Origin of the sequence: Pseudonocardia sp. 73-21, assembly GCF_001899645.1 — a bacterium.
In the GTDB taxonomy this organism is placed as follows: domain Bacteria; phylum Actinomycetota; class Actinomycetes; order Mycobacteriales; family Pseudonocardiaceae; genus Pseudonocardia.
In genome coordinates, this window is sequence record NZ_MKVV01000046.1 from 25,349 (window position 1) to 41,540 (window position 16,192).

A 16,192-nucleotide genomic window follows, 5' to 3' on the forward strand; every position below is an offset into this window, starting at 1 on the left:
CCCCGACCCGTCGAGCCCGTGGGTCTTCGGCACCCGGGAGCTGGGCAGGCGCCCCGGCGCCATGAAGCCCTACACCCGCAGCATCCCCGCGCCCGCGGAGCCCGAGCGGCTCGGCCTCGACACCATCGGCGTCCCCGCCGGCAGCCCCGTCGAGCTGGCCGTGCGGCTGGAGTCGGTCACCGAGGGCATCTACGTCTCCGGCACGGTGCACGCCGCGCTGGAGGGCGAGTGCGCCCGCTGCCTCGACCCTGTGACCGACGAGGCCGACGTCGAGCTCGGGGAGCTGTTCGTCTACCCCGACACGGCCACCGACGAGACCACCGAGGCCGACGAGCTGCCGCGGGTGATCGACGACTACGTCGACGTCGAGCAGACCGTCCGCGACGCTCTGGTCCTGACCCTGCCGCTGGCGCCGCTCTGCCGCGAGGACTGCCCCGGTCTGTGCCCCGACTGCGGCGAGAAGTGGGCCGACCTCGCGCCCGACCACGGGCATGAGACACTGGATCCTCGATGGGCCGCTCTGCGTGAGCGCCTCTCTGCCGAATGACCTGTTGGGCCGAGAACCCCGATACCTGCTAGGAGATTCATCGTGGCTGTCCCGAAGCGCCGGATGTCGCGCTCGAACACGCGCTCACGTCGGTCGCAGTGGAAGGCCACTGCTCCCACACTCGTCGCCTGCTCGAACCGCGCCTGCCGGGCCACCAAGCCCCCGCACCTCGCGTGCCCCACCTGTGGCACGTACGACGGCCGCCAGGTCATCAGCCCGGCCTGATCGCCGGGAGCTGCCCTGTGGTGGATCGTTCGGCGCCGGGGCCCATGGGAGACCGTGGGCCCCTTCTGGCGTCCCTGGGTGTCGAGATCGACGACGACCTCCTGACGCTCGCGCTCACCCACCGCTCGTACGCCTACGAGAACGGTGGGCTGCCCACCAACGAGCGTCTGGAGTTCCTGGGCGACTCCGTGCTCGGCATCATCGTCACGGAGCGGCTCTACCGCGACCATCCGGATCTCCCGGAGGGCCAGCTGGCCAAGCTGCGCGCGAGCGTCGTCAACATGCACGCGCTCGCCGGCGTGGCCGCCACCCTCGGCGGCGAATCCGGCCTCGGCACGTTCCTCTACCTGGGGCGCGGCGAGGAGATGACCGGCGGGCGCGACAAGACGAGCATCCTGGCCGACGCCACCGAGGCGCTGATCGGCGCCGTGTTCCTGCAGCACGGGCTGGAGACGGCCCGGGGCCTCGTGCACCGCCTGTTCGACGGCCTGCTGCAGGGCGCCCCGCTGCTCGGCGCCGGCCTCGACTGGAAGACGAGCCTGCAGGAGCTCACCGCGTCGGCCGATCTCGGGGTGCCGGAGTACCGCATCACCGAGGACGGGCCTGATCACCTGAAGGTCTTCACGGCCACCGCGGTGGTCAGCCGCCGCGAGCTCGGCACCGGCGAGGGGCGCACGAAGAAGGAGGCCGAGCAGAAGGCGGCCGAGCTCGCGTGGCGCACCCTCACCGCCGAGGCCGCCTCCGGCAACACCGCCGCCGCGTCCTAGCCGCGCGGCTGCGCCGCCCGTGCGCGATTATCAGTGCCCGGGCCCCGATTTCCGCTCACGACCCCGGGAGGTCCGCCGTGCCCGAGCTTCCCGAGGTCGAGGTCGTCCGCCGCGGCCTCGCCGACCATCTGCTGGACCGGAAGATCGCGACCGTCGAGGTCGCCCACCCGCGATCGGTGCGCCGCCACCCGGCCGGTGGCGACGACTTCGCCGCCCGCCTGACCGGGCGCACCATCACCGGCGCCCGCCGCCGCGGCAAGTACCTCTGGCTCGACCTCGACGGCGGCGCCGCCGGTGACGACGCCGTGCTCGCCCACCTCGGGATGAGCGGCCAGATGCTGGTGGCGGATTCTCCTCGCCCCGACGAGAAGCACCTGCGCATCCGCATCCGCTTCGCCGACGACGGCCCCGAGCTGCGGTTCGTCGACCAGCGCACGTTCGGCGGGCTGTCGGTGCACCCGCTCGTCCCCGCCGTCGGCGGCGGCCTGCTCCCCGAGCCGGTCGCCCACATCGCCCGCGACCCCATGGACCCCGCGTTCGACCTCGACGCCGCCGTCGCCGGCATCCGGCGACGCCGCACCGGGCTCAAGCGGGCCCTGCTCGACCAGACCGTCGTGTCGGGCATCGGCAACATCTACGCCGACGAGTCGCTGTGGCGGGCCCGCCTGCACGGTGACCGGCCCACCGAGACGCTCACCCGCAAGCAGGGCCGCGAGGTGCTCACCGCGGCCACCGAGGTGATGGACGCGGCTCTCGCGGCGGGCGGCACGTCCTTCGACGCGCTGTATGTCAACGTCAACGGCAACTCCGGCTACTTCGACCGGTCGCTCGACGCCTACGGGCAGGCCGACCGCCCCTGCCGCCGCTGCGGCACCCCGATCCGCCGCGAGTCGTTCATGAACCGCAGCAGCTTCAGCTGCCCCCGCTGCCAGCCGCGTCCCCGCCGGGCTCACCCCTGAGACGGCGGAGCCTGGGCGTTCCCCCACGCCGCCTCTCCGGGTCTACATCGACGCCGCGCCGGCCTTGATTGCTTCGCGGACCCGGTGGTAGGTGCCGCACCGGCAGATGTTGCGGATCTGGTCGAGATCGTCGTCGGTGATCTCGCGGCCTTCGTCCTTGACCCGCTTGACCAGGGCCGCCGCGGCCATGATCTGGCCGGGCTGGCAGTAGCCGCACTGGGCGACGTCGTTGTCGATCCACGCCTGCTGCATCGGGTGCAGTGTGTCGCCGTCGGCGAGGCCCCCGATCGTGGTGACCTCGTCGTCGGGAGCGATGTCCTTCACCCGCGCTGTCGTCGCACTCGACGCTGACGCGCTCGCCGTTGACGAGGAAGGTGTGTGTGGACACGCGGGGTCTCCTTAGCTGACGATGTCGAGGCCGTTGGTGGGCGGCTGGGGGAGCGGCGGCACCGTCGGGTAGGGCTCGAAGGTCAGCTCGTCGTGGTTGATGGGGAACGAGGTGGGCGTCGTGCCGACAGCCCTGCGGTAGGCACAGGCCACGGCCGCCATGGAGGCGGCGACGCCGGCCTCACCGCCCCCGCCGACCTCGCCGTCGGGGTCCGGATCCATGATGACGATGTTGAGCTCGGGCGGGGTGTTCCACTGCCGCGTGCAGCGGTAGTTGTCCCAGCTGGCCTCGAGCGGGGTGCCGTCCTTGATGTGCAGGCTCGCGGAGAGGGTCATCGCGATCCCGCCCATCATCCCGCCCATCATCCCGCCCGTCATCCCGCCCGTCATCCCGCCCATCGTCATGGCCTTGAGACCGGTCGGGTTGACGCACTGACTGCCCGGCACGATCACGTAGGTCGCCCGCGTGACGCGCGGCCCGGTGCAGGCGTCGCGGATCTGACGGTTGACCGTCGCGGGCCGGCAGTCGATCTCGACGAGCGCGGCCATCGTGTTCTTGTACTCGACGTGCATCCCGATGCCCTGCGCGGTGCCGGGCTCCATGTCGCGGCCCCAGTCGCCCTCCTTCGCGACGCGGTCGAGGACCGCGCGCTGCAGGTCGGTCTTGGCGTAGGCCCGGCGGAAGCCGTACGGATCCATCTTCAGGGCGTCGGCCAGCTGGTCGACCATCAGCTCCTGGGCGGTCCGGACGTTCGGGGAGTACACGTTGCGGACGCTGCCGGTGTTGAAGCCCAGGTCGATCTCGTTGAGCAGCTGCGAGGTGGCGCCGAAGTTGTACGGCGTGTTCTGGCTGAGCACGAAGATCGACTGGGCGAGCGAGTAGTTGCCGCCGGGCAACTTCGCCGCGCTGGCCGTGATCGCCTCGCCGAGACCGTGGCTGTAGTCGGTCCGCACGCTGGTGTGGTTCTGCTGCAGGCTCACGATCTTGTCGCCCAGGTGGGCGGCGCGCAGCGTCGACGTGCAGGCGGGGTGCACCCGGCCCTGGCGGGAGTCATCCGCGCGGTGCCGCATGAGCTTGACGATCCTGCCGACCTTCTGCGAGGTCTTGGCGGCGAGGTCTCGACGGCGAGGTCTCGGCGGCCTCCAGCGCGGCGTCCGGGAACAGCTTGCGGCCGAACGAGCCGCCGCCCTGGACGACGTGGACCTTCACCGCGAGCTGCGGCCGGCCGAGCCTCTCCGCGATCTCGGCCTGGGCGGTGATCGGGACCTTCAGCGCGCTCCAGATCTCCGCACTGCCCTTGCGGACGTCGGCGACCGCGCAGTTGGTCTCCAGCGGGCTGCCGCTGACGAAGTTGGAGCGGAACTCGGTGTCGATCACCTTCGTGCCCGGCGCCGCCGGGAGGAGGGGGAGGGTGGCTGCCTTGAGCTTCTTGTAGACGGTCTCGTCGGACTCGCCGTCGACCGTACCGGCGCACACGGCGACACCAGTGGTGATGATCGCGACATCGACGACGCCGGGCATCGCGAGGACCTCGGCCTTGTTGTTGAGGCTCTTCGGCTTGCCGTTGATCGTCGGGGGACGGCAGACCATCGTGGGCACGGCGCCGTCGATGTCGAGGTCCATGGAGAACTTCTTGCGCCCGGTGACGATGTCGCGCGCGTCGATCCGGCCGGTCGGCTTGCCGACGATCCGGAACTCGGACGCGGGCTTGAGCGTGGGGATGCCGGTCGGGACGGTCTTCGACACGGCCGCGGCCTTCGCCAGATCGCCGTAGCCGAGGACCTGCCCGGCGGGCCCGGTGATCAGACCCTCGCGGCTGGTGAGCTGGGCGGCCTGCTCCTGCATGATCGCGGCGGCCGCGTCGAGGAGCTTGCCCTTGGCGATGGCCGCGGCGACCCGCACCGGCGTGTACATGGCGTGGATGGTGTTCGAGCCGCCGGTGAGCTGGCTGAACAGCAGCTCCGGACGGGCGTCGGCGAGGGTGACCTTCACCTTGTCGCCCGGCAGGTCCATCTGCTCGGCGATGATCATGGCGATCGCCGTCGGGATACCCTGGCCGTTCTCCGAGCGGGGCAGGTCGAACGAGACCGTGCCGTCCTCGTTGACGACGACGGTGATGAGGTTGGCCGTCGGCCGCGCGGCGTCGGTCAGCGCGTCGGACAGGTCGTAGAGATCGAACGGCTCCGGCGGCGCCGGGACCCCGGCGGCGCTGGCCGGTGTCGCGTCGAGGAAGCCGATGCCGGTCCCCACTGCCACGGCGAGGGTGGGCGCGGCGATGAGATAGCCCAGGAACCGCCGGCGACCGATATCGCGCGGTGCCGGGTCCGCGAAGGCAGACGAACGGTGATGAGCGGGCACCAACAGAGTCCTCTCATCGGACCTCACGGGTGAATCCGCAGGTACGTCAGGCGTGTTGCCGTCTGACGACGCCGAGCGGGGGAGGATTCGACGACCGTGCGGAGGTGGCCTCCCGATCGCATCGCAGAATGCGGTCGCGCGTCGCATCTCATTCGTTCAGGTGACAGGGAGCAGGTGTCACCTCGGGCTCGGAGCTTCACGCGGATCCGACATCAGACCGCCCCGGTACCTCGAGGTGTCGCTGTTGTGTCACCCACACGGGCGACAAGGCGAAACGGTCACGGGTGGTGCCGCGATCGGGCGCTACAGCCAGCCCTTCCGCTTGAACGCCAGGTACAGCGCGAGACCGAGCAGGAACATCAACCCCAGCGCGTAGGGGTAGCCGTAGGTCCACTCCAGTTCGGGCATGGCCTTGAAGTTCATCCCGTACAGCGAGGCGATGAACGACGGCGCGAAGAAGATCGCCGCCCACGACGAGATGCGCTTGACCTGCTCGTTCTGGTCGTAGCCCGCCTCGGTCATCCGCGCCATCTCCTCGTTCTGGCGCTGCGCCACGAGCGAGGCGTTGACCTGCAGGATGTTGGTGAGCAACTGGCGGAACCCGTCGGTGCGCTCCATCACGCGGGTGGCGTGGTCGGCCACGTCGCGCAGGGAGCGGCGCAGCTCCAGGTCGGCCTCGGCTCCGCGTTCCTTGAGCCGCTCCCGCAGCTCGATGAACAGGTCGCGCAGCGGCTCCACCGCCCGCTGGAACTCGATCACCTCGCGGGTGAGCTGGTAGATCCGCCGCGAGACGCGCGGGTCGCCGTCGAAGACCTGCACCTCGATCTCGTCGACGTCGTTCTGCAGGCCGTCGAGAACGGGGCCGTAGTCGTCGACGATCTTGTCGAGGATCGCGTAGAGCACGGCGTAGGGCCCCTGGCGGAGCAGTTCGGGATCACCCTCGAGCCGGTGCCGGACCTCCTTGAGGTCGGGCTCCTCGGCGTGCCGCACGGTGATCACGAACTCGGGCCCGAGGAACAGGTGGATCTCGCCGATCTCGACCACCTCGACGGGGTCGACGTAGCGCGCGGGCCGCAGCACGACGAACAGCACGTCGCCGTAGCGTTCGATCTTGGGCCGCTGGTGGGCGTTGATCGTGTCCTCGACGGCGAGCCCGTGCAGCCCGAACTCCCCGGCGACCGCCTTGATCTCGGCCTCGTCGGGACGCAGCATGCCGATCCAGCAGAAGCTGTGGCCCTCGTCGGGGCACTCGCGGAGCTCGGAGAACGTGTGGTCGAGCGACGTCGGGACAACGGACCGGCGGCCGTCCACGTAGATCGCGTTGTCGACCACGGACATGCGGAACTCCTGCCTGGCGGGTACTACTCGGCCACCGACCCAGGATATCCGCCCGGGCCGGATCCGCTGGGTGCTGTCCGATCGGCCGCGTGATCGGCGCCACCGGCGCGTCAGGATCGCGTCAAGGCCGCACGTACGGGGCGTCAATGCGCCGTTCGCGACCGTCGCCGAGGGGCCCGAACCGGACGATGCTGCCGGACGGCCCACCGACCGGTGGGCATGTTCCTGTGGAGGGTCCCATGGCCGACCTGGCCTACGCGCTGCTGATGATCGGCGGCTTCGCGCTTCTCGTCCTGACGTTGCGGGGACTCGATTCGCTGTGATCACCGCCGACGTACGTCCTCCCGCGGAGGCGCAGTGATCACCGCCAACGTCATCGGCGGCCTGATCGCGCTCGGCCTGCTGCTCTACCTGTTCGTGGCCCTCCTACGCCCGGAGAAGTTCTGATGTCCGACACCGTGGCCGGCCTGCTCCAGGTCGGCGCGCTGGTGGTACTGCTCGCGGTCGTGTACGTCCCGCTCGGCGACTACATGGCGCGCGTGTTCACCAGCGAGAGGCACCTGCGCGTGGAGAGGTTCTTCTACCGCGTCGTCCGCGTCGACGCCGGCACCGAGCAGAAGTGGACCACCTACGCCGCCGGCGTCATCGGGTTCTCCTTCGTCTCGGTCGTGCTGCTCTACCTCATCCAGCGCCTCCAGCCGTTCCTGCCCTTCGGCTTCGGCCGCGGCGTGGACGGCGACACCATCCCGCCCGCGATGGCGTTCAACAACGCCGTCTCGTTCGTGACCAACACGAACTGGCAGTCCTATGTGCCCGAGCAGGTGGCCGGCCACACCGTGCAGTCCGCCGGTCTCGCCGTGCAGAACTTCCTGTCGGCCGCCGTCGGTCTCGCCGTCGCCGTCGCCCTGACCCGCGGGTTCCTCCGCTCGGCCACCGACCGCCTCGGCAACTTCTGGGTCGACCTGACCCGCGGCACCGTCCGCATCCTGCTGCCCTTCGCGTTCGTCGCTGGGATCCTGCTCGTCGCCATGGGCGCGGTCATGTCGCTGAAGTCCGGCACCGACGTCACGAACGTGGACGGCGCTCAGTACACGATCCCGCTCGCGCCGGCGGGCTCGCAGGAGGCCATCAAGGAGCTCGGCACGAACGGTGGCGGTATCTTCAACGCCAACTCCTCCCACCCGTTCGAGAACCCGAACGCGCTGTCGAACCTGTTCGAGATCTTCCTGCTGCTGGTGATCCCGGTCAGCCTGACCCGGACGTTCGGCACGATGGTGCGCAACACCCGCCAGGGCACGGTGCTCGTCGCCGTCATGGGCGTCATCTGGGCCGCGCTGACCGCCATCGCGTGGTTCTCCGAGAGCGCCGCCCGCACCCCGGCGGCCATCGCCGCGGGCGCCGCGATGGAGGGCAAGGAGGTCCGGTTCGGGATACCGGGCTCGATGCTGTTCGCCGTGTCGACGACGGGCACCTCGACGGGCGCGATCAACGCGCAGCACGACAGCCTCAGCGGAGGGGCGGGCGCCGTCACCATCCTCAACATGCTGCTCGGCGAGGTCGCGCCCGGCGGCGTCGGCACCGGCCTCTACGGCATCCTGGTCGTCGCGATCATCGCGGTCTTCCTCGCCGGTCTGATGGTCGGGCGCACGCCCGAGTACCTGGGCAAGAAGCTGGGCCGGCGGGAGGTCACGGCCGCGTCGATCTCGATCCTCGCGATGCCGGCGCTGGTCCTCATCGGCGTCGGACTGGCCATCGCGCTGCCCGGTACGGGCGACGCCATGAACAACAGCGGCTCGCACGGGTTCTCCGAGGTGCTCTACGCCTACTCGTCGGCGTCGAACAACAACGGGAGCGCGTTCGCCGGCATCACGGTGACCAGCGACTTCTTCCAGACCACCCTCGGCATCTGCATGCTGCTCGGCCGATTCGTCCCGATCCTCGCGACGCTGGCGCTGGCGGGCTGTCTCGCCCGGCAGAAGAAGGTCGAGGCGGGTGCGGGCACGCTGCCCACCGACGGCGTCCTGTTCAGCGTCCTGGTCGGCGGCACGATCATCCTGGTCGCCGCACTCACGTTCTTTCCCGCGCTCGCGCTCGGGCCCATCGTGGAGGCACTGTCATGACCGCCGTGCAAGAACGGCCCACCGCCGAGGTCGCCACGGGCGCCGCCGTCAAGGCCGGGGCGTTCGACCCCCGCCAGCTGCTAGCGTCCACCCCGGACGCGCTGCGCAAGCTCGACCCGCGCGCGCAGCTGCGCAACCCCGTCATGTTCGTGGTGTGGGTCGGGTCCGTGGTCGTCACGGTCGCGGCGGTCAGCACCCCGAGCGCGTTCTCGATCCTCATCGCGATCTGGCTCTGGCTCACGGTGCTGTTCGCGAACCTCGCCGAGGCCGTGGCCGAGGGCCGCGGCAAGGCGCAGGCGGAGTCGCTGCGCGCCACCAAGCGCGACACGATCGCCCGGCGGCTCGACAGATCAGGCAACGAGGAGAACGTCCCCGGCACCGACCTGAGGATCGGTGACCGCGTGGTCGTCGAGGCCGGTGAGACCATCCCCGGTGACGGCGACGTCGTCGAGGGCATCGCCACGGTCGACGAGTCGGCGATCACCGGCGAATCGGCGCCCGTCATCCGCGAGGCCGGCGGCGACCGCAGTTCGGTCACCGGCGGCACCACGGTGCTGTCCGACCGGATCGTCATCACGATCACGACCAAGCCGGGGGAGTCGTTCGTCGACCGCATGATCGCGCTGGTCGAGGGCGCGTCGCGGCAGAAGACCCCCAACGAGATCGCGCTGACGATCCTGCTGGCCGTGCTGACGATCATCTTCCTGCTCGCCGTCGTGGCACTGCAGCCGATGAGCTTCTACGCCGGCCAGGGGCAGTCGCTGATCGTGCTGACGGCGCTGCTGGTCTGCCTCATCCCGACGACGATCGGTGCGCTCCTGTCCGCCATCGGCATCGCGGGCATGGACCGGCTGGTGCAGCGCAACGTGCTGGCGACGTCCGGCCGGGCCGTCGAGGCCGCGGGCGACATCGACACGCTGCTGCTCGACAAGACCGGCACCATCACGTTCGGCAACCGGCAGGCCACGGAGTTCGTACCGGTGTCCGGAGTGGACGTCGCCGAGCTGGCCGAGGCCGCGCGGCTCTCTTCGCTGGCCGACCAGACGCCCGAGGGCCGCAGCATCGTCGACCTGTGCGCCCGCGACTTCGGCCTGCCGGCCGAGGCCACCGCGGAGGAGGCCGTCGCGGAGTTCGTGCCGTTCACGGCGCAGACCCGCATGTCCGGCCTCGACCTCGGCGGGCGGGAGATCCGGAAGGGCGCCACCGGTTCGCTGATGGCCTGGGCCGACAGCGCGTCCATCGAGATCACCGAGATCCAGGACCGCATCTCCGACGAGGGCGGCACGCCGCTCGCGGTCGCGGTCCGGTACGGCGCTGATTCTCGCTCCGCTGACGCTGCGCTCGCCGGAACCACGAAGGTGCTCGGCGTCATCCGCCTGTCGGACGTCGTGAAGCCCGGCATGGCCGCCCGCTTCGCCGAGCTGCGGGCCATGGGCATCCGCACGGTGATGATCACTGGTGACAACCCGCGCACCGCACGGGCGATCGCGGCCGACGCCGGGGTGGACGACCACCTCGCCGAAGCCACGCCCGAGGACAAGATGGCGCTGATCCGCAGGGAACAGTCGGGTGGGCGGCTCGTCGCCATGACCGGTGACGGCACCAACGACGCCCCCGCGCTCGCGCAGGCCGACGTCGGCGTCGCGATGAACACCGGGACGGCCGCGGCCAAGGAGGCCGGGAACATGGTCGACCTCGACAGCGACCCGACCAAGCTCATCGAGATCGTCGAGATCGGCAAGCAGCTGCTCATCACGCGCGGAGCGCTCACCACGTTCAGCATCGCCAACGACCTCGCGAAGTACTTCGCGATCCTGCCGGCCATGTTCGTGGTGCTCTACCCGCCGCTGGGCGCGCTCAACATCATGGGCCTGGCCACGCCGCAGTCGGCGATCCTCTCGGCGGTGATCTTCAACGCGCTGGTGATCATCGCGCTGATCCCGCTGGCCCTGCGCGGTGTGCGCTACACACCCACCAGCGCGGCGAACCTGTTGCGCCGCAACCTGTTGATCTACGGACTGGGCGGCGTCGTCACGCCGTTCGTCGGGATCTTCCTCATCGACCTGCTCGTCCGACTGATTCCGGGGATCTGACCATGCTCACCACGTTCTGGCGGCAGACCGCCACGGGGCTGCGCGTCCTGATCCTGTTCACGATCGTGTGCGGGATCATCTACCCGGCGCTGTCCTACGGGGTGGCCCACATCCCCGGGCTCGCCGGCAACGCCGAGGGCTCGATCGTCACCGCGAAGGACGGCACTCCCGCGGGCTCGTCGCTGATCGGGATCGACCCGGTGGCGAAGGATCCGAACGCCGACCCGTACTTCCACACCCGGCCGTCGGCGTCGTCGGAGAACGCGCTCGGGCCGGCCGACACGTCGACGTCGGGCGGGTCCGACAAGGGCCCGTTCGACACGAAGCTGGTCGACACCGTCGACGAGCGCAAGGCGACCATCGCCGCGCGCGACGGCGTCGACCCCTCGCAGGTGCCGCCGGACGCCGTCACGGCCTCGGCGTCGGGCCTCGACCCGGACATCAGCCCCGCCTACGCCGCCATCCAGGTGGCGCGGGTGGCGCGGGTGACCGGGTTGCCCGTCGCCGCGGTGCAGAAGCTGGTGGCCGACTCCACCGAGGGCCGGATCCTCGGTTTCCTCGGGGAGCCGACGGTCGCCGTCACCACGCTGAACCTCGCGGTGGCCGCGGCGCGCTGACCCGACTGTGCGCGGTTATCGGTGCCCGGGCACCGATAACCGCGCACGAGCCCGGAGGGCAAACTGTGGACGTGACCAGGCGCGGCGAACTGCGGATCCACCTCGGGGCGGCTCCGGGCGTCGGCAAGACCTTCGCCATGCTCGGGGAGGCCCGTCGCCGCCAGGAACGGGGCACCGACGTGGTGGTCGGCATCGTCGAGACGCACGGCCGGGTCAAGACCGCCGAGCTCGTCGAGGGGTTGGAGATCATCCCGCGCCGCCGGATCGGCGGTCACCCCGGCCTCGACGAGATGGACCTCGACGCGGTGCTCGCGCGCCACCCCGAGCTGGTGCTGGTCGACGAGCTCGCGCACACCAACGCGCCCGGCTCGCGGCACAAGAAGCGCTGGCAGGACGTCGAGGAGCTGCTCGACGCGGGCATCGACGTGCTGACGACCGTGAACGTGCAGCACCTGGAGTCGCTCAACGACGTCGTCGAGCGGATCACCGGTGTGCGGCAGAAGGAGACCGTGCCCGACGAGGTGGTGCGCAAGGCCGACCAGCTCGAGCTCGTCGACATCACCCCGGAGGCGCTGCGCCGGCGCCTCGCGCACGGCAACGTCTACGCCGCGGAGAAGGTGGACGCGGCGCTGGCCAACTACTTCCAGCCCGGCAACCTGACGGCGCTGCGCGAGCTCGCGCTGCTGTGGGTGGCCGACGAGGTGGACGTGGCGCTGCAGCGCCACCGCTCGGACAAGAAGATCACCGAGGTCTGGGAGACGCGGGAGCGGGTCGTGGTCGCGCTCACCGGCGACAAGGAGAGCGAGACGGTGCTGCGCCGCGCGGCCCGCATCGCCAAGCGCTCGGGAGCGGCCGACCTGCTCGCCGTGCACATCCTGCGCGGCGACGGGCTCGCCGGCGCACCGGTCGGCGCCGTGGCCCGGCTGCGCACCCTCGCCGAGGACGTCGGCGCCAGCTTCCACACCGTCGTCGGTGGGGACGACGTGCCCACGGCGCTGCTCGACTTCGCCCGCGGCGCCAACGCCACCCAGCTCGTCATCGGCACGTCACGGCGCTCCCGGGCGGCCCGCATGTTCGCCGAGGGTGTCGGCACCCGCGTGGTGCAGGACTCCGGGACCATCGACGTCCACATGGTCACCCACGACGAGGCCGGTCGCGGATTGCGGCTGCCGGCGCTGCGCAGTGGTCTGTCGTTCTTCCGCAAGGCGCTGGGGTGGGTGCTCGCCGTCGTGCTGCCGGGGGTAGCCACCGGGATCGGCGTGCTGCTGCAGGAGGTCATCGGCCTGTCCACGGACGTGGTGCTGTACTTCCTCGCCACCGTCGTCGTCGCGCTCGTCGGAGGGCTCGGGCCGGCCGTGCTCGCGGCCGTGGTGGGCGGGTTCCTGCTCAACTACTTCCTCACCCCGCCGCTCTACTCGATCACCATCGCCGAGCCCGAGAACATCGTCGCGGTGGCCGCCATGATCGTCGTCGCGGTGCTCGTCGCGCTCGTCGTCGACCGGGCGGCCCGGCGGGCCCAGCAGGCCGCCCGCGCCCGCGCCGAGGGTGCGCTGCTCGCGTCGTTCGCGCGGACGGTGCTGACCCGCACCGAGCCCCTCCCCCGCCTGCTGGAGAAGGTCAAGGAGGCCTTCGGGCTGCACTCGGTGGCGCTGCTGGAGCGTGCGGGTGATCGCTGGAACTGCGTCACCTCGTCCGGCCCGCTGGGGTGCGCCACCCCGGACGAGGCGGACGTCGACGTCGAGGTGGAGGAGAACCTGCACCTGGTCGGCAGCGGTCGCTCGCTGCCCGCGGCCGACCGGCGGCTGCTCGAGGTGGCCGGTGGGCAGGCGCTCCTGGCCCTGCGCAGCCAGCGCGCCGCGGTGGAGGCGGAGGTGTCGCGGCGCCGCGCGGAGGTCACCGAGACCCGCAGCGCCCTGCTCTCGGCCGTCGGCCACGACCTGCGCAGCCCGCTGACCTCGATCAAGGCCGCGGCGGGCAGCCTGCGCGACCCCACCCTGCGCATCTCCGCCGGCGACCGCATGGAGCTCATGGCCACCGTCGAGGAGTCGGCCGACCGGCTCACCGCCCTCGTGGACAACCTGCTCGACTCGTCGCGACTGGCGGCAGGGGCGGTCACCCCGCTGCTCGCCCCCATCGGTTACGACGAGGTGGCGGTCCGGGCGCTGGCCGGGCTGGAGGGCGCGAGCCGGGTGAAGATCGAGATCGACGAGGCGCTGCCCGACGTCGTCGCCGACGCGGGGCTGCTGGAACGGGTGGTCGCGAACGTCATCGACAACGCGCTGCGCTACGCGGGCGACGCGCCGATCGTGATGCGCGCCAGTGCCTACGCCGACCGCGTGGAACTGCGGATCGTCGACGCCGGGCCGGGCGTGCCGAAGAAGGCGCGCGCCGAGCTGTTCGCCCCGTTCCGCCGACTCGGCGGGGCCGACCCCAGTGACCGCGACGGCGCTAGCGGTGTCGGGCTGGGCCTGTCGGTGGCCCGCGGGTTCACCGAGATCATGCGAGGTTCGCTGACCGCCGAGGACACCCCGGGGGGCGGGCTCACCGTCGTCGTCTCGCTGCCGGAGGTGGGCAGGTGAACCAGCAGCACCGCGTGCTGGTCGTGGACGACGACCCCCAGATCCTGCGCGCCCTGCGCATCAACCTCACCGCGCACGGCTACCACGTCCTGCTGGCGCCCGACGGCGGCTCGGCCCTGCGCGCGGCCGCCGGCGGGCACCCCGACGTCGTCGTGCTGGACCTGGGCCTGCCCGACATGGACGGCACCGAGGTGATCGAGGGCCTGCGCGGCTGGACGAGCGTGCCGATCATCGTGCTGTCGGCGCGCACGGGTTCCGCCGACACGGTCAGGGCCCTCGACGTCGGCGCCGACGACTACATCACCAAGCCGTTCGGGATGGCCGAGCTGCTGGCCCGGCTCCGGGCGGCGGTGCGGCGCGCGGCCGTCTCGGCGGTGGACGGCGAGCCGGTGGTGGACGCCGGCGACTTCACCGTCGACCTCGCGGCGAAGAAGGTGATCCGCGTCGACGGCACCGAGGTGCACCTGACACCCACCGAGTGGGGTGTGCTGGAGCTGCTGGTGCGCCATCGCGGCAAGCTCGTGGGCCAGCGGGAGCTGCTGCGCACGGTGTGGGGGGCCAACTACGGCACCGAGACCAACTACCTGCGCGTCTACATGGCCCAACTTCGTCGCAAGCTGGAGGCGGAGCCCAGCCACCCCACACACCTGATCACGGAGGCGGGGATGGGCTACCGGTTCGAGCTGTAGATCGCCGCGAGTGGGCACTGGCGGCCGGATGTGGCGCCCACCCCCGGCGATCTCGTGGGCCAGTTCTCCCGGCAGGCCCGGGGTCGTCTCGCGGGCCCGGGTGCTCGGGCTGGGGATGAGCCCCGGACGGTGACGCGGCGGCTCGACCCGGTGCGCCGCCGCCACGACCGCCGCAAGGGCAACCTGCTCATCCGCGCGGGCTGGAGCCTGCCGAGGTTCAGCCGGCACGACCTCGACGGCCGCCCCGAGGAGGGTCCGGCCGAGATCCCGGAGACGCCGGCGCCGGCGGCAGCCTGACCGGAAAGATCACGCCGCCGCTCCGACCGGTGTCGAGCCCGGCGCGACATCGAGCAGGCAGCCGTGGTCGCCGACGTCCCTGTGCGCCCGCACTCATGATCGTCGAGAGTGGGCACTCGCGGCCAGACGTGGCGCCCGGCGCCCACTCCTGCCGATCACGGCTCAGCGGCCGAAGTCCTGGGTCCAGTACTCGTCCGTGCCCGCCAGTCCGACGCCGATCGTCGTGAAGGAGCAGTCCTCGATGTTGCGGCGGTGGCCCGGCGAGTTCATCCACGCCGTCACCACCTCCTGCGCGTCCTGCTGGCCCTGCGCGATGTTCTCGCCGCCGGGGGAGGGGTAGCCCTGCGCGGTGATGCGGTCGGAGAACGTCCGGCCGTCGAGGCTGTCGTGGGCGAAATAGCCCCTCGCGGACATGTCGTCGCTGTGGCCCTGGGCCGCCGCGGTGAGGCGGGGGTCGACACGCAGGGCGGCGCAGCCGGCGTTGACACGGGCCTGGTTGGTGAGCGCGACGACCTGCGCGGTCTGGCTGCCCGACACGGTCGGCGCCACCGTCTTCGTCACCGGCCGCGGAGCGGGGGCCGGGCGGGTGGTGGCGGCTCGGGAGGCGGCCTTCGGCGTGGTGGTCGGAGCCGGGCGTGTCGTCGTCGACGGCAGCGTCGGTGGAGGGGCGAGCGCCGTCGGGAGCGAGTCCAGGAGGGGAGCGTCCGTCACGGGCGCGGTGGCGGTGGCGAACGTCGGGCCGGTGCCCAGTGCCGCGCTCAGCTCCGCCGGCGCCACCTCGGCCGGCTGGGCCGTGGCCACGGCACCGACGACCATCGCGCCGGAGGTCAGGCCGACGAGCAGCGGCCCGCCGCGACGACCGATTGTGATCACGGTGCGGTAACGTAGCAGTCCCATGAGGACCAGTGGCGATTCCGCCGTTCGGCTCACCGTGTGGGTGGCCGGACGGGTGCAGGGCGTGGGTTTCCGCTGGTGGACGCGGTGCCGCGCCCTCGAGCTCGGCCTCGTCGGCGAGGCCCGGAACCTCCCCGACCGGCGCGTCGCGGTCGTCGCGGAGGGTGATCAACTTGCCTGTGAGCAGCTCCTGGTTGCGCTGAGTGGGGGAGCCACCCCGGGGCGTGTCGACGGGGTCGTGGAGCAGTGGGGCGACGCCACCGGCCGGTGGACGGGCTTCTCGGAGGCCTGAACGGACGCGTCGGTAGGCTTCCCCGACCG

The 16,192-nt window shown here is 71.4% G+C and carries 16 protein-coding genes and 1 pseudogene; 12 read left to right on the forward strand and 5 right to left on the reverse strand.

The window, feature by feature from the left end; genetic code table 11:
* Nucleotides 1–61 precede the first annotated feature (61 nt).
* The 4 genes from BGP03_RS14355 (at nucleotide 62) to mutM (ending at nucleotide 2,498) form a co-directional block, all read left to right on the forward strand.
* Nucleotides 62–547: a YceD family protein gene (locus tag BGP03_RS14355; protein WP_296375046.1), complete on the forward strand. Its 486-nt coding sequence runs from the start codon at nucleotides 62–64 to the stop codon at nucleotides 545–547.
* Nucleotides 548–589: 42 nt separating this feature from the next.
* Nucleotides 590–772: a 50S ribosomal protein L32 gene (gene rpmF / locus BGP03_RS14360; RefSeq protein WP_296375018.1), complete on the forward strand. Its 183-nt coding sequence runs from the start codon at nucleotides 590–592 to the stop codon at nucleotides 770–772.
* Nucleotides 773–816: 44 nt separating this feature from the next.
* Nucleotides 817–1,539, forward strand: coding sequence for a ribonuclease III (gene rnc, locus BGP03_RS14365; protein WP_296375020.1), 723 nt, complete (start codon nucleotides 817–819; stop codon nucleotides 1,537–1,539).
* Nucleotides 1,540–1,616: 77 nt separating this feature from the next.
* Entirely contained in the window at nucleotides 1,617–2,498 is an 882-nt protein-coding gene (gene mutM / locus BGP03_RS14370) for a bifunctional DNA-formamidopyrimidine glycosylase/DNA-(apurinic or apyrimidinic site) lyase (protein ID WP_296375021.1), read from the forward strand.
* A 42-nt stretch (nucleotides 2,499–2,540) separates the two neighbouring features.
* Here the strand turns inward: mutM and BGP03_RS14375 are convergent.
* The 4 genes and pseudogenes from BGP03_RS14375 to corA all read right to left on the reverse strand — a co-directional run bounded on the left by BGP03_RS14375 (nucleotide 2,541) and on the right by corA (nucleotide 6,582).
* Nucleotides 2,541–2,886: pseudogene (locus BGP03_RS14375) on the reverse strand (2Fe-2S iron-sulfur cluster-binding protein).
* 11 nt (nucleotides 2,887–2,897) lie between these two features.
* Nucleotides 2,898–3,956 carry a hypothetical protein gene (locus tag BGP03_RS35905; RefSeq protein ID WP_363093768.1) on the reverse strand — a complete coding sequence of 353 codons (1,059 nt, stop codon included), beginning with the start codon at nucleotides 3,954–3,956 and terminating at the stop codon, nucleotides 2,898–2,900.
* Nucleotides 3,937–5,142 carry a molybdopterin cofactor-binding domain-containing protein gene (locus BGP03_RS35910; protein ID WP_363093770.1) on the reverse strand — a complete coding sequence of 402 codons (1,206 nt, stop codon included), beginning with the start codon at nucleotides 5,140–5,142 and terminating at the stop codon, nucleotides 3,937–3,939. Before BGP03_RS35910 ends, BGP03_RS35905 begins: the two co-directional genes overlap by 20 nt.
* Before the next feature lie 405 nt (nucleotides 5,143–5,547).
* Nucleotides 5,548–6,582 carry a magnesium/cobalt transporter CorA gene (gene corA, locus BGP03_RS14385; RefSeq protein WP_296375023.1) on the reverse strand — a complete coding sequence of 345 codons (1,035 nt, stop codon included), beginning with the start codon at nucleotides 6,580–6,582 and terminating at the stop codon, nucleotides 5,548–5,550.
* 357 nt (nucleotides 6,583–6,939) lie between these two features.
* Between corA and kdpF the strand changes: the two genes are divergently transcribed.
* The 7 genes from kdpF to BGP03_RS14420 all read left to right on the forward strand — a co-directional run bounded on the left by kdpF (nucleotide 6,940) and on the right by BGP03_RS14420 (nucleotide 14,977).
* Entirely contained in the window at nucleotides 6,940–7,029 is a 90-nt protein-coding gene (gene kdpF, locus BGP03_RS14390) for a K(+)-transporting ATPase subunit F (protein WP_296375026.1), read from the forward strand.
* Nucleotides 7,029–8,702 carry a potassium-transporting ATPase subunit KdpA gene (gene kdpA / locus BGP03_RS14395; RefSeq protein WP_296375028.1) on the forward strand — a complete coding sequence of 558 codons (1,674 nt, stop codon included), beginning with the start codon at nucleotides 7,029–7,031 and terminating at the stop codon, nucleotides 8,700–8,702. The genes kdpF and kdpA overlap by 1 nt, the downstream gene beginning before the upstream one ends.
* Complete coding sequence (gene kdpB / locus BGP03_RS14400; protein ID WP_296375030.1) at nucleotides 8,699–10,795, forward strand: potassium-transporting ATPase subunit KdpB; 2,097 nt, start codon at nucleotides 8,699–8,701, stop codon at nucleotides 10,793–10,795. Before kdpA ends, kdpB begins: the two co-directional genes overlap by 4 nt.
* A 2-nt stretch (nucleotides 10,796–10,797) precedes the next feature.
* Nucleotides 10,798–11,412, forward strand: a complete 615-nt coding sequence (locus BGP03_RS14405) for a potassium-transporting ATPase subunit C (protein ID WP_296375032.1) — start codon at nucleotides 10,798–10,800, stop codon at nucleotides 11,410–11,412.
* Nucleotides 11,413–11,477: 65 nt separating this feature from the next.
* Entirely contained in the window at nucleotides 11,478–13,991 is a 2,514-nt protein-coding gene (locus tag BGP03_RS14410; RefSeq protein WP_298798405.1) for a DUF4118 domain-containing protein, read from the forward strand.
* Nucleotides 13,988–14,680 carry a response regulator gene (locus BGP03_RS14415; protein ID WP_296375036.1) on the forward strand — a complete coding sequence of 231 codons (693 nt, stop codon included), beginning with the start codon at nucleotides 13,988–13,990 and terminating at the stop codon, nucleotides 14,678–14,680. Before BGP03_RS14410 ends, BGP03_RS14415 begins: the two co-directional genes overlap by 4 nt.
* 129 nt (nucleotides 14,681–14,809) lie before the next feature.
* Complete coding sequence (locus BGP03_RS14420; protein ID WP_296375039.1) at nucleotides 14,810–14,977, forward strand: hypothetical protein; 168 nt, start codon at nucleotides 14,810–14,812, stop codon at nucleotides 14,975–14,977.
* A 162-nt stretch (nucleotides 14,978–15,139) separates the two neighbouring features.
* Here BGP03_RS14420 and BGP03_RS14425 read toward each other — a convergent pair whose 3' ends face one another.
* On the reverse strand, nucleotides 15,140–15,850 hold the full coding sequence (locus tag BGP03_RS14425; protein ID WP_298798406.1) for a CAP domain-containing protein: 711 nt from the start codon (nucleotides 15,848–15,850) through the stop codon (nucleotides 15,140–15,142).
* Nucleotides 15,851–15,872: 22 nt separating this feature from the next.
* On the opposite strand from BGP03_RS14425, the gene BGP03_RS14430 reads away from it, so the two are divergent.
* On the forward strand, nucleotides 15,873–16,163 hold the full coding sequence (locus BGP03_RS14430) for an acylphosphatase (RefSeq protein WP_298798407.1): 291 nt from the start codon (nucleotides 15,873–15,875) through the stop codon (nucleotides 16,161–16,163).
* Nucleotides 16,164–16,192: the final 29 nt, after the last annotated feature.

What these genes read in the sequence shown, in the direction of transcription:
- BGP03_RS14430 (WP_298798407.1), top strand. Translation starts at nt 15,873, where the DNA reads ATGAGGACCAGTGGCGATTCCGCCGTTCGGCTCACCGTGTGGGTGGCC.
- BGP03_RS14355 (WP_296375046.1), top strand. Translation starts at nt 62, where the DNA reads ATGAAGCCCTACACCCGCAGCATCCCCGCGCCCGCGGAGCCCGAGCGG.
- kdpA (WP_296375028.1), top strand. Translation starts at nt 7,029, where the DNA reads ATGTCCGACACCGTGGCCGGCCTGCTCCAGGTCGGCGCGCTGGTGGTA.
- kdpB (WP_296375030.1), top strand. Translation starts at nt 8,699, where the DNA reads ATGACCGCCGTGCAAGAACGGCCCACCGCCGAGGTCGCCACGGGCGCC.
- corA (WP_296375023.1), bottom strand. Translation starts at nt 6,582, where the DNA reads ATGTCCGTGGTCGACAACGCGATCTACGTGGACGGCCGCCGGTCCGTT.
- BGP03_RS14405 (WP_296375032.1), top strand. Translation starts at nt 10,798, where the DNA reads ATGCTCACCACGTTCTGGCGGCAGACCGCCACGGGGCTGCGCGTCCTG.
- BGP03_RS35905 (WP_363093768.1), bottom strand. Translation starts at nt 3,956, where the DNA reads ATGCGGCACCGCGCGGATGACTCCCGCCAGGGCCGGGTGCACCCCGCC.
- rnc (WP_296375020.1), top strand. Translation starts at nt 817, where the DNA reads ATGGGAGACCGTGGGCCCCTTCTGGCGTCCCTGGGTGTCGAGATCGAC.